Genomic DNA, 11,270 nt, shown 5'->3' with positions numbered 1-11,270 from the left:
CCGCTGGTCTACACCGGCTACCTCTCGCTCACCCGCTGGTCCGGGGTCGGCGACCCCACCTTCATCGGCCTGGAGAACTACCGGAACCTGCTGGACGACGGCGTCTTCTGGATGTCGTTCCGCAACACCCTGGCGATGATCGTCGCGATGGTGGTGCTGCCCACGCTGATCGGCCTGGTGCTCGCCGCGGTGCTTTTCGACGCCATCGGCCGCAGGTTCAGGCCCCGCACCGCCGCCGCGCTGCGGGCCGCCTTCTACCTGCCGCAGGTGCTCCCGGTCGTGGTGGCCGGCATCGTGTGGGGCTGGATCCTGCGGCCGGACGGCGCGTTCAACGGGCTGCTCGACGCGGTTGGGCTCGGCGCGCTGCGGCACGACTGGCTCGGCGACCCGGACACCGCGCTGCCCGCGGTGATGGCGGTGATGATCTGGGTGCAGATCGGCTACCCGGTGGTCGTCTTCATGGCGGCGCTGGAGCGGGTCGACCCGGAGCTCTACGAGGCCGCCGAGCTGGACGGCGCCGGCTGGTTCCGCCGGTTCCGGGCGATCACCCTCCCGCAGATCCGGCCCGAGACGTTCGTGGTCGGGCTGACCTGCACCATCGCGGCCATGAAGGTGTTCGGGCCGATCTACGCGCTGACCCGGGGCGGGCCGGAGAACGCCACCAACGTCCCGTCCTACTTCGCCTACTACACCTTCTTCAAGAAGCTGCACGTCGGCTACGGCTCGGCGATCTCCATGGTGCTCACGCTGATCATCGTGGTGGTGAGTGTGCTCTTCATCCGGGCGCAGAACCGGGCCGAGCGACGGGACGGAGGGCTCTGATGGCCGTCACGACCACCCCAGCCGCCGGCCGGGCCCGGCGGGTCTGGCGGGTCCGGGACCGGCACCACCGCGGCGCCGGCCGCTGGGCGGTGCTCGCCCTGGTCACCGTGGCGGCGCTGGCCATGCTGGTGCCGTTCGCGTTCATGCTGCTCAACGCGTTCAAATCCCCCGGCGACTACTCGACGAACGGCCCGTTGAGCTGGCCGTCGGAGTTCTACACGAACGGCCTGCGGACCTACTGGGAGCAGGTCGACTTCCCGGTGAAGCTGTGGAACTCGGTCCTCATCGCCGGCTCGGTCGCCGTGGCCGGCGTGCTGGTCTCCCTGCTGAACGCGTACGCGCTGGGCATCGGCCGGGTCCGCGGCCGGCTCTGGATCATCGGCCTGTTCCTGCTGGCGAACATGCTGCCGCAGGAGGCGCTGATCTACCCGCTCTACCACTTCGCCAAGGAGGCCGGGCTCTACAACACCCGGCTCGCCGTGATCATCATCTTCACGGTCATCCAGAGCGCCTTCGGCACCTATCTGCTCGCCTCGGTGCTGAGCACCTTCCCGCGCCAACTGCTGGAGGCGGCGGCGCTGGACGGCGCCGGCAGGTGGCGGATCCTGTGGCGGGTGGTGCTGCCGAACCTGCGGCCCACCCTCGCCGTGCTGCTGGTCTTCTTCTTCATCTGGACCTGGAACGAGTTCCTCATCCCGCTGGTCATGCTCATCGACAACCAGACCCAGACCGTCCCGGTCGCGCTCGCCTCGTTGCAGGGCGACCGGCTGATGGACGCCCCCACCACCAACGCCGGCGCACTGCTCAGCCTGGTACCGGCGATCCTCTTCTTCCTCATCTTCCAGCGCACCCTGGCGCGCGGCATCACGGCAGGAGCCGAGAAGTGAAGTTCACCGACGGGTACTGGCAACTGCGCCCCGGGGTCCGCGTGCTGCGGCCCGGCACGGTCGAGTCGGTGGAGCCGGACGAGCGCGGGTTCACCGTGTTCGCCCCGACCGGCCGGATCACCGGGCGCGGCGACACCCTCAACCGGCCGGTGGTCACCGTCCGGTTCTTCTCCCCGGCCCCCGGGGTGATCGGGGTGACCATCGGCCACCACACCGGCGGGCTGCCCCGGCAACCCCGCTTCGCCCTCGCCGAATCCGCCGCGCACCCGGTGCACGTCGAGATCACCGGGCTGCATGCCCTGCTGACCACCGGCGAGCTGACCGCCCGCGTCGCCCTGACCGGTCGCTGGCGGGTCGACTTCCTGCGCGGCGACCGGCTGGTCACCTCGTCCACCGAGCGCAGCATCGGCATCGTGACCGACGCCGACGGCGGTTCGTACGTGCACGAACGACTCGCGCTCGGCGTCGGCGAGACGATCCACGGCCTCGGCGAGCGGTTCGGGGCGTACGTGAAGAACGGCCAGACCGTCGACATCTGGAACGCCGACGGCGGCACGGCCAGCGAGCAGGCGTACAAGAACGTGCCGTTCTACCTGAGCAGCGCCGGGTACGGCGTCTTCGTCGACCACCCCGAGCACGTCTCCTTCGAGATCGGCTCGGAGGTGGTGTCGCAGACCCAGTTCAGCGTGGCCGGGCAGTCGCTCACCTACCACCTGATCGACGGCCCCACCCCGAAGGACGTGCTGCGCCGGTACACCGCGCTGACCGGCCGACCGGCCCGGATCCCCGCCTGGTCCTACGGGCTGTGGCTGTCCACCTCGTTCACCACCTCGTACGACGAGAAGACGGTGAACGAGTTCATCGACGGGATGGCCGAGCGGGACGTGCCGCTGTCGGTGTTCCACTTCGACTGCTTCTGGATGCGGCAGTTCCACTGGGTCGACTTCGTCTGGGACCCGGCGACATTCCCCGACCCGGAGGGGATGCTGCGCCGGTTGCACGAGCGCGGCCTGAAGGTCTGCGTCTGGATCAACCCGTACATCGCTCAGCGGTCGTACCTGTTCGAGGAGGGCCGGGAGGCTGGCTACCTGGTGCGCCGGCCGGACGGCTCGGTCTGGCAGTGGGACATGTGGCAGGCCGGCATGGCGCTGGTCGACTTCACCAACCCCGACGCGGCCTCCTGGTACGCCGGCAAGCTCAAGGTCCTGCTCGACATGGGCGTCGACTGTTTCAAGACCGACTTCGGCGAGCGGATCCCGACGGACGTGGTCTGGCACGACGGCGCCGACCCGCAGCGGATGCACAACTACTACTCCTACCTCTACAACAAGACCGTCTTCGAGCTGCTGGAGGCCGAACGCGGCGAGGGCGAGGCGGTCCTCTTCGCCCGGTCGGCGACCGCGGGCGGGCAGCAGTTCCCGGTGCACTGGGGCGGCGACTGCGAGTCCACCTTCGGAGCGATGGCCGAGTCGCTGCGCGGCGGACTGTCGCTGGCCGCGTCGGGCTTCGGCTACTGGAGCCACGACATCGGCGGCTTCGAGGGCACCCCGGACGCGGCGGTGTTCAAGCGGTGGATCGCCTTCGGGCTGCTCTCCTCGCACTCGCGCCTGCACGGCTCCGGCTCCTACCGGGTGCCGTGGGCGTTCGACGACGAGGCGGTGGACGTGCTGCGCCACTTCACCCGGCTCAAGCTGCGCCTGATGCCGTACCTGGCGGCCGCCGCCGAGGAGGCTCACCGGGAGGGGCTGCCGATCATGCGGCCGATGCTGCTGGAGTTCCCGGACGACCCGACCGCCGCATACCTCGACCGGCAGTACATGCTCGGCCCGGACCTGCTGGTGGCGCCGGTGCTGAGCCCGGACGGCCAGGTGACCTACTACGTGCCGGCCGGTACCTGGACCCACCTGGTCACCGGCGAGCGGGTGAGCGGCCCGGGCTGGGTGACCGAGAAGCACGACCTGGACAGCGTGCCGGTGCTCGTCCGGCCCGGCGCGGTGATACCGACCGGCGCCCGCGACGACCGGCCGGACTACGCGTGGGCCGACGGCGTGCGGCTACGGCTGTTCGCGCCGGTCGAGGGGCAACGGACCCGGGTACGGGTGCCGGCGCCCGACGGCGGGCCGGGCGCCGAGTTCGAGGTGCGTTACCGGGACGGCACGGCCGACGCCGAGCTGGTGTCGGGGACTTCGTCGGGGTACATCGTGGAGGTGACGGGATGAGCGGCGTCGAGTTTCCCGAGGGCTTCGTCTGGGGCGCGGCCACGGCGGCCTACCAGATCGAGGGAGCGGCGAAGGAGGACGGCCGGGGGCCGTCCATCTGGGACACGTACAGCCACACCCCCGGGCTGACCCGCAACGGGGACACCGGGGACATTGCCGCCGACCACTACCACCGCTGGCCGGAGGACCTGCGCCACCTGGCCGAGCTGGGGGTCAGGGCGTACCGGTTCTCGATCTCCTGGCCCCGGGTGCAGCCCGGCGGCGCCGGCCCGCTCAACCCGGCCGGGGTGGACTTCTACTCGCGGCTTGTGGACCGGCTGCTCGACCTCGGCATCCAGCCGGTCGCCACGACGTACCACTGGGACCTGCCGCAGGAGGTGGAGGATGCGGGCGGCTGGCCGGCCCGGGACACGGCCCTCCGGTTCGCCGACTACGCCGCCGGCATCGTCGGCGCGCTCGGCGACCGGGTGCACACCTGGACCACGCTCAACGAGCCGTGGTGCTCCGCCTACCTCGGCTACGCCTCCGGGGTGCACGCCCCGGGGCGGACCGAGCCGGCCGCGGCGCTGGCCGCCGTGCACCACCTGAACCTGGCGCACGGCCTGGCCGGGCGGCTGGTCCGCGAGCTGGCCCCGGCCGCCGAGCTCTCGGTCACGCTGAACCTGCACGTGATCCGCCCCGCCTCCGACTCGGCAGCCGACCACGACGCGGTACGCCGGATCGACGCCCTCGCCAACCGGGCCTTCCTCGGCCCGATGCTCGATGGGGCGTACCCGGCCGACCTGCTCGCCGACACCGCCGGGGTGACCGACTGGTCCTTCGTGCGCGACGGCGACGAGCGGACCGCCGTCGTGCCGCTGGACGTGCTGGGCGTCAACTACTACTCCAGCACCCTGGTGCGGGCCTGGGACGGCGTGTCACCCCGGTCCGCCGCGGACGGCCACGGCGCCTCGGCCCACACCCCGTGGGTGGGCGCCGGCGATGTCGACTTCCTGCCCCAGCCCGGCCCGCACACCGCGATGGGCTGGAACATCGACCCGGGCGGGATGACCGAGCTGCTGCTGCGCCTGCACCGGGAGCACCCGGACCAGCCGCTGATGATCACGGAGAACGGCGCCGCGTTCGACGACGAGGTCTCCCCCGACGGCGCGGTGCACGACGACCGGCGGGTCGATTACCTGCGCCGGCACGTCGGAGCCGTGGCCGACGCCATCACGGCGGGCGCCGACGTCCGCGGCTACTTCGTCTGGTCACTGCTGGACAACTTCGAGTGGACCTACGGGTACGACCGGCGGTTCGGCATCATCCGCGTCGACTACGACACCCAGGCGCGCACCTGGAAGGACAGCGCCCACTGGTACCGCCGCCTGGTCACCACCAACCGGCTGCCGGACGCCTGACGGTTCCCGGGGCGGGTTGGCGGGACGGGCCGGCGGACCGACATGTTCGCAGCCCGATGGGCACGGGCGCCGGGTCCGTCCGCCGGCCCGGTGGAGGTCAGCAGAATGTATGCAGGTGCGGGTGCGCCGGATCGTCCTGCGCTACAAGATCGTCCGAACAGTTCAGCACCCCGAGTGGCAGCCCGCCGGTTTCGGCCTCTACGAGGCGCTGACGCCACGCCCCAGTCGGGCGTCGGCCACGCCACCACCGTCCCCGCCGTCGGCGGGCGCGAGCGCGCCGACGGCGTTCGCGGCTCCCGGCACCGAACCCGCAGGTCAGCACCGCCACCATGGACACGGCTCGGCGCAGCGGCTTCACCTCCGGCTGGGCCGCGGGAACCTCCGGCATCGCCGTCATCGGCATCGGTGCCCTGGTCGTCGCCGCGCGGCGCCGCCGCCAGCGAGCCGAACCGGTCCCGCCGGGCCCGGCGGACGACAACTGACCCGGCGCCCTTCGCGGACCCGGCCGGTCAACGGGTTGCCGGCTCGGGGACCGGCCGGTCGACGGCCGAAATCGGGACCCGCGCCGGAAGCGGGATCAGCCACGGCCCGGCGAGGAGTCCGACGGCGACCTGGGCGGCGCCCGCCACGACAAGCGTCGGACCCGCGCCGCCCAGGCCGATCACCGCCCCGCCGGCGAGCAGGCCGATCGAGACGGCGCCGTCGTGCACCAGGCTCTCCGCGGCGAAGGCGGCCCGCCGTTCCGCGCCCTCGGTGCGGATGGTGATGAGGCGGTTGACGGCGCCGATGCCGAGCGGCATGGCGAGGCCGCCCACGGCGGCCAGGAGCGCGATCAGCGGCAGCGACGCGGTGACCGCGGGCAGCGCCGCGAAGGTCGCGCCGAGCACCACCCAGCCGGCCGCGACGGTGCCCAGGGGCGGCAGCCGGGGTACGAGCCCGGGCGCGAGCAGCGCGCCGGCGAGCGAGCCGACACCGTAGCCGGTCATGCCGGCCGAGACGAGCAGCCCGGGCCGGCCGGTCTCCGCACCCAGGATGGCGAGGCCGAGGGTGAAGGCGAACCAGGTGAGGCCGCCGACGCCGGCCATGGTCACCGCGCGGCGTACCTCGGGGTGCCGGGCCAGCACGTGCCGGAGCGCGGGAGCGGCGGTGGCGCCCTCACCGACCCGGGGCGCGGCGGTGCCGCGGACGGCCAGCAGCAGGGCGGCGCCCAGGGCGACGCCGGCCGCCTCCGCCCAGAGGAGCCGGACCGGCCCGCCGACGGTGACCGCCCAGCCGGCCAGCGGCGGCGCCAGGATCATGGTGCTGCGGTGCGCGAAGTCCTGCCAGGCCAGCATCCGGGCGGCGGCGTCGGCGCCGGCGCAGAGGTCGGCGAGCAGGGCCCGCTGCGCCGGCCCGCTCAGCGTGGTGGCGGCACCGGTGATCAGCCCGGCGGCGGTCAGGTGCAGCGGGCCGACGGTGCCGAGGGCCGCGCCGACGGGGATGACGAGCAGGCCGAGCACCTGGACCGCGAGCACCCCGGCGAGGGCCCGTCCGGTGGTCAGCCGCTGCCGCAGGCCGCGCGCCCACCACGCCGAGGTGAGCACGGGCAGCCCGACCGCGCCGCCGACCAGTCCGGTGGTCCAGGCCGATCCGGTCTCGGCGAGCGCGACCAGGGGCAGCGCGACGGCGGTGGTGCGCTGCCCGAGCCAGGTGACGAAGGTGGTGGTCAGCATGGCGGCGATGTCCCGGCGGGTGTCCATGCCCTCGATCCTGTGGCTCCGCCCGGTCGCCCGGTAGCTGGTGGTCGGGTCCGCCGCCTCATAACCTGTGCATATGAGCTCCCTACCCACGGTCGAGGACCTGCGACTCGTGGCGGCGCTGGCCCGGCACGGCTCCCTCGGCGCCGCCGGTCGCGAGATGCGGATCAGCCAGCCGGCCGCGAGCAACCGGCTGGCGGCGCTGGAGCGCCGGATCGGCGAGCGGCTCTTCGACCGGGACACCACCGGGGCGCGACCGACCCCGGCCGGCCGGGCGCTGGCCGCGGAGGCGGTCCACGTGCTCGGCCACCTGGAGGCGATCTTCGACCGGACCCGCGCGGCGGCGCGCGGCGAGGTGCTGAGCGTGGGCACCTTCCCGAGCCTGGCCGCGTGGCTGTTCCCCGCCCTGGCCGAACTGCTCCGGGACGCGACGGTGCACCAGGTCACCGACCACGGCGACCGCCTGGTCGAGTGGGTGGGCGAGGGTTCGCTCGACGCGGCCTTCGTCACCGTCGCCAACCAGATGCGGCTGCCGGCCACGGCCACCGCGTCACCCGTGGCCGGTGACCGGCTGGCCCTGCTCACCCCGCCCGGGGTACGGCTCGGGGCCGGGCGCCGGCCGTTCGCCGGCCTCGACGTGGTGGCGCACACCTACGACGCGTCCGCAGACGCCCTGCACCGGCGGCTCTCCGCGCTGGGGGCCCGGCCGAAGCCGGCGGCCACGGGCGAGACGGCGGTCCGGATGGGCCGGCTGCTCGGCTGCCCGGTCGTCCTGCCGCGCGGGCTCGCGCTGGCCTACGCGGCCTCGGACGAGCGGGTCGCTCCGGCGCCGGTGCCGGGCCGCTTCACGCTGTTCCTCGTCACCCGACGGCCGACGCCCCTCGCACTGGCCGAGGTGGTGGGCGAACTGGCCGACCGGCTCGGTCTTGAGCGGCCGGCCCTGGGCGCCGCCCGCCCTACTTCGCCGGCAGGGTCCCGGCGTAGCTGACGCCGCGGCCGACCCACCGGGCCAGATCGGCGTCCCGCGCGCAGGCCGAGGGATCCACGGTGATCCAGCCCCGCATCGGCCGCCCCCGCATCACCGTCGCCTGCGCGCCGGGCTCCGCTTCCAGGCGCTCGGACTCCGCCGGGTCGACGCGGACCATGAGCCCGCCGGCACCGCGGACGACCACCGCCATGTTGCCGTTCAGCATCATGGCCAGGCCGCCGAACATGCGCTTCTCGGCGAATCCGGTCTCCGGCCCAACCAGTTCCCGTACCCGGTTCGCGAGGTCCTCGTCATACGGCATGCCCGCATCCTGGCATCCCGCTACGACAGCGCGAAGCAGCGGCGACGAGCGGCTTCGCCGACGGTCACGGCTCGGGCAGGTCGGCGCAGAGCTTCCTCGGGAAGGTCGGCTCCACCGTGCGGACACGTCCGCAGCCGGCCTCCGTCGAACTGGCGATCGTCGCCCAGCCGCCCGGGCCGGACCAGCGCAGGAAGTATCGGCGGACGTTGACCGACGGCGTGCAGCCCGCCCTCGCCTCGGCACCGCACGGCACCGGGTCGAACGGCACCGTCATGACCAGCCACCTGCCGTCGCAGCCCTCGGGCGAGCCGACGGAGTGCCGGGACACGTCCATGCCGCGGACCGCGACGCTGATCCAGGCGGGGTCACAGTGGTCCGTCGGCATCGGGTCACAGCCGAACGTCGGGTCGCAGCGGCGGTACTCGCCACCGTCGCGTTTCCACGGCTCCTGGTTGAGCACGACGACGCGGCCGGCGATCGGCGTCGGCGCGGTCAGCGTCACCTCGCCGGGGGTGTGGGTGGGGCAGGCCCCGACCACCGCCGACAGGCGCGAGTCCTGCACCACGTTGGCGTAGACGCGGTTGTTCTCCTCGACCAGGTAGGTGACTCGCGGATTCCGGGAGCACCCGTTGGCGTCACCGAGCAGCGCCACGGTCAGCACGAGCGAACGCGGGTCGGCGCTGAGGCGTACCGCCGTGACATCGGCCTGGTAGGTGGCCCAGCGGGTGTCCGGGACGCCGTCGGCCGGCGCGGGCGCCTCGCCCGGCCTCGCGCAGCTCGCGAGCGCGATCAGGCACAGCAGGGCGGTGGCGAGTCGACGCATGGCAACGAGTATCGCCGCTCAGTCACCCGCCACATCCGTACGGATACTCAGTCCACCTCAGACGCCGACCCGTTGCTCCGGGATGCTCAGGCCGTAGAGCGCCATCAGCTCCGGGCTGTCGATCCGGCTGCCGTCGGCCACCGAGTCGCAGGCGATGTCCACGATCTGATCCTTGTGCGCCAGCAGGTAGGGCCGGGCGCCGACGTCGGCGCTGGCCAGGGTGGCGATGCCGGACCAGTGCCGGCGGCCGAAGAGCATCGGATAGCCGCGCAGCCCGTCGTAGGTGGCGCAGACCAGCACGTCCGGGTACGGCAGGGCGGCGACCCGGCGGATCGCCGTCGCGGTGAGCCCGGGCATGTCCACCGGCACCACGACCACCGCCTCGATGGTCTCGTCGGTCAGCGCGGCCAGCCCGGCCCGGATCGAGGAGCCGACCCCGGTCCCCCAGGCCCGGTTGACCACCACGGTGGCCGCGCTCAGGTCGGTCGTCTGCCGCACCTGGTCCGCCGCCGCGCCCAGCACGACCACGACCTCCACGCAGCCCGCCTCGGCCATCGTGTCGATCATCTGGCGCACCAGGGGCTTCCCCCCCTGGTGCAGCAGCGCCTCGGGTCCGCCGATCCGGCGGCCCCCACCAGCGGCGATGATCATTCCTGCGATCCGGTTCAGCGGTGCCCCCTCGACCTGGGGGACGGACCGGAGGCAGCCGCGCCCGGTCCGTCCCGTCGTACGCACACCGGGCCCAACGAGCGCGCCCGGGAGCGGGTAGCGGGGCAAAACGGAAAATTGCGTGACTATGCCGCGTCGGCGTAGCAGTCCACCACGGACAGGTCGAGCGGGAAGCGGACCGGCGTCTCGCCGAAGAGCAGCCGGGTGGCCCGCGCCCCGGCCTCGGTGACCGTGGCGGCGACCGTGTCGGCCGCCTCGGCCGGGCAGTGCACGATCACCTCGTCGTGCTGGAAGAAGACCAGCTCGGCCCGGGTGCCGGCCAGCTCGGTGCGGAGCGTGGCCAGCAGGGTGGAGGCCCACTCGGCGGCGGTGGCCTGGATGACGAAGTTGCGGGTGAACCGCCCGCGCGAGCGGGCCGCCCGGGCGCGCGGGCTCTGCGGATCGGCCCCGCCGTCCACCGGGACCTCGTCGCCGTCGTCGAAGCCGGCCGACCCCGGCGGGCAGGTGCGACCCAGCCACGACCGGACCAGCCCGCCCGCCTCGCCGGTGCGGGCGGCCGCCTCGACATGGCCGAACGCGGTCGGGTAGTTCTTCTTCAGCACCGCCAGGGCCGGCACCGCGGCGCCCCCGGTCTGCCCGTACATGGCACCGAGCAGGGCCACCTTGGCCCGGGCCCGGTCACCGGCGAAGGCGTCCCGGGCCAGCGCGGCGTAGAGGTCGCCGGCGCCCCCGGCGGCGGCCAGCCGCTCGTCGCCGGAGACCGCGGCGAGCACCCGCGGTTCGAGCTGGCCCGCGTCGGCCACCACGAAGGTCCAGCCCGGGTCGGCCACCACGGCCCGTCGGATCACCTTCGGGATCTGCAACGCCCCGCCGCCGCGGGTGGCCCACCGGCCGGAGACCACGCCGCCCGGCACGTACTCCGGGTGGAAGCGGCCGCCGGAGACCCAGGCGTCCCGCCAGGCCCAGCCGTGCGCCGTCCAGATCCGGTAGAGCTCCTTGTATTCCAGGACCAGCGGCACCGCCGGGTGCTCCACCCCGCGCAGCACCCAGGCCCGGGTGTTCGGCAGCTCCACGCCGGCCCGGGCGAACGCCCTGAGCAGCTCGGCCGGGGAGTCGGCGTGCACCTGGCGGACGCCGAACGCGTCGGCGATGCGGGCGGCCAGCTCGGCCAGCCGGCGGGGTGGCCCGCCGACCGGGGACGCCTCGCCGAGCAGGTCGGCCAGGATCGCGTCGTGCACGTCGGCACGCCAGGGCAGCCCGGCCGCGCCCATCTCGGCGGCGATCAGCGCGCCCGCCGACTCGGCGGCCACCAGCAGCCGGAACCGGCCGGGGTGCGCGGTCCGCGCGATCCGGGCGAGCTGGTCGGCGTACACCCGGGCCAACGCCGTGATGCCCGGGCCGGGCGGGCCGGACGGCGCGTCGAAG

11 protein-coding genes are annotated in these 11,270 nt (G+C 73.8%); 6 read left to right on the top strand and 5 right to left on the bottom strand.

What is annotated here, in order from left to right; translation table 11 throughout:
* From ACW0Q9_RS24430 to ACW0Q9_RS24410, 5 genes are all read left to right on the top strand, one after another.
* Window positions 1-822 (top strand): carbohydrate ABC transporter permease (locus ACW0Q9_RS24430; RefSeq protein WP_456185089.1); only part of this gene is annotated, 822 nt, incomplete at its 5' end.
* Window positions 822-1,709 carry a carbohydrate ABC transporter permease gene (locus tag ACW0Q9_RS24425; protein ID WP_456185087.1) on the top strand — a complete coding sequence of 296 codons (888 nt, stop codon included), beginning with the start codon at window positions 822-824 and terminating at the stop codon, window positions 1,707-1,709. The genes ACW0Q9_RS24430 and ACW0Q9_RS24425, both read left to right, overlap by 1 nt.
* Window positions 1,706-3,928 carry an alpha-xylosidase gene (gene yicI, locus ACW0Q9_RS24420; RefSeq protein ID WP_456185085.1) on the top strand — a complete coding sequence of 741 codons (2,223 nt, stop codon included), beginning with the start codon at window positions 1,706-1,708 and terminating at the stop codon, window positions 3,926-3,928. Before ACW0Q9_RS24425 ends, yicI begins: the two co-directional genes overlap by 4 nt.
* The gene (locus ACW0Q9_RS24415) at window positions 3,925-5,328 is read left to right on the top strand and encodes a GH1 family beta-glucosidase (RefSeq protein WP_456185083.1); all 1,404 of its coding nucleotides are present in this window, start codon (window positions 3,925-3,927) and stop codon (window positions 5,326-5,328) included. The genes yicI and ACW0Q9_RS24415 overlap by 4 nt, the downstream gene beginning before the upstream one ends.
* 329 nt (window positions 5,329-5,657) lie before the next feature.
* Complete coding sequence (locus ACW0Q9_RS24410) at window positions 5,658-5,810, top strand: hypothetical protein (RefSeq protein WP_456185081.1); 153 nt, start codon at window positions 5,658-5,660, stop codon at window positions 5,808-5,810.
* Between the two features lie 27 nt (window positions 5,811-5,837).
* Here the strand turns inward: ACW0Q9_RS24410 and ACW0Q9_RS24405 are convergent, their stop codons facing one another.
* Complete coding sequence (locus ACW0Q9_RS24405; RefSeq protein ID WP_456185079.1) at window positions 5,838-7,067, bottom strand: MFS transporter; 1,230 nt, start codon at window positions 7,065-7,067, stop codon at window positions 5,838-5,840.
* Window positions 7,068-7,140: 73 nt separating this feature from the next.
* On the opposite strand from ACW0Q9_RS24405, the gene ACW0Q9_RS24400 reads away from it, so the two are divergent.
* Window positions 7,141-8,052, top strand: coding sequence for a LysR family transcriptional regulator (locus tag ACW0Q9_RS24400; RefSeq protein ID WP_456185077.1), 912 nt, complete (start codon window positions 7,141-7,143; stop codon window positions 8,050-8,052).
* Here ACW0Q9_RS24400 and ACW0Q9_RS24395 read toward each other — a convergent pair.
* From ACW0Q9_RS24395 to ACW0Q9_RS24380, 4 genes are all read right to left on the bottom strand, one after another.
* A complete protein-coding gene (locus tag ACW0Q9_RS24395; RefSeq protein WP_456185075.1) occupies window positions 8,021-8,353 on the bottom strand; it encodes a TfoX/Sxy family protein in 333 nt (110 codons plus the stop codon). The two genes, ACW0Q9_RS24400 and ACW0Q9_RS24395, sit on opposite strands and share 32 nt — an antisense overlap.
* Before the next feature lie 64 nt (window positions 8,354-8,417).
* Window positions 8,418-9,176 carry a hypothetical protein gene (locus ACW0Q9_RS24390; protein WP_456185073.1) on the bottom strand — a complete coding sequence of 253 codons (759 nt, stop codon included), beginning with the start codon at window positions 9,174-9,176 and terminating at the stop codon, window positions 8,418-8,420.
* Window positions 9,177-9,233: 57 nt separating this feature from the next.
* Window positions 9,234-9,827, bottom strand: a complete 594-nt coding sequence (locus ACW0Q9_RS24385) for a nucleotidyltransferase family protein (RefSeq protein ID WP_456185071.1) — start codon at window positions 9,825-9,827, stop codon at window positions 9,234-9,236.
* A gap of 143 nt (window positions 9,828-9,970) precedes the next feature.
* Window positions 9,971-11,270 (bottom strand): bifunctional 3'-5' exonuclease/DNA polymerase (locus ACW0Q9_RS24380; RefSeq protein ID WP_456185069.1); only part of this gene is annotated, 1,300 nt, incomplete at its 5' end.

Source organism: Micromonospora sp. I033, from assembly GCF_053890995.1.
This window is presented reverse-complemented; position numbering and strand designations above follow the sequence as displayed.

Coding starts and splice junctions, on each gene's coding strand:
- ACW0Q9_RS24425 (WP_456185087.1), top strand. CDS start 822: ATGGCCGTCACGACCACCCCAGCCGCCGGCCGGGCCCGGCGGGTCTGG.
- ACW0Q9_RS24415 (WP_456185083.1), top strand. CDS start 3,925: ATGAGCGGCGTCGAGTTTCCCGAGGGCTTCGTCTGGGGCGCGGCCACG.
- ACW0Q9_RS24410 (WP_456185081.1), top strand. CDS start 5,658: ATGGACACGGCTCGGCGCAGCGGCTTCACCTCCGGCTGGGCCGCGGGA.
- ACW0Q9_RS24405 (WP_456185079.1), bottom strand. CDS start 7,067: ATGGACACCCGCCGGGACATCGCCGCCATGCTGACCACCACCTTCGTC.
- ACW0Q9_RS24400 (WP_456185077.1), top strand. CDS start 7,141: ATGAGCTCCCTACCCACGGTCGAGGACCTGCGACTCGTGGCGGCGCTG.
- ACW0Q9_RS24395 (WP_456185075.1), bottom strand. CDS start 8,353: ATGCCGTATGACGAGGACCTCGCGAACCGGGTACGGGAACTGGTTGGG.
- ACW0Q9_RS24390 (WP_456185073.1), bottom strand. CDS start 9,176: ATGCGTCGACTCGCCACCGCCCTGCTGTGCCTGATCGCGCTCGCGAGC.
- ACW0Q9_RS24385 (WP_456185071.1), bottom strand. CDS start 9,827: ATGATCATCGCCGCTGGTGGGGGCCGCCGGATCGGCGGACCCGAGGCG.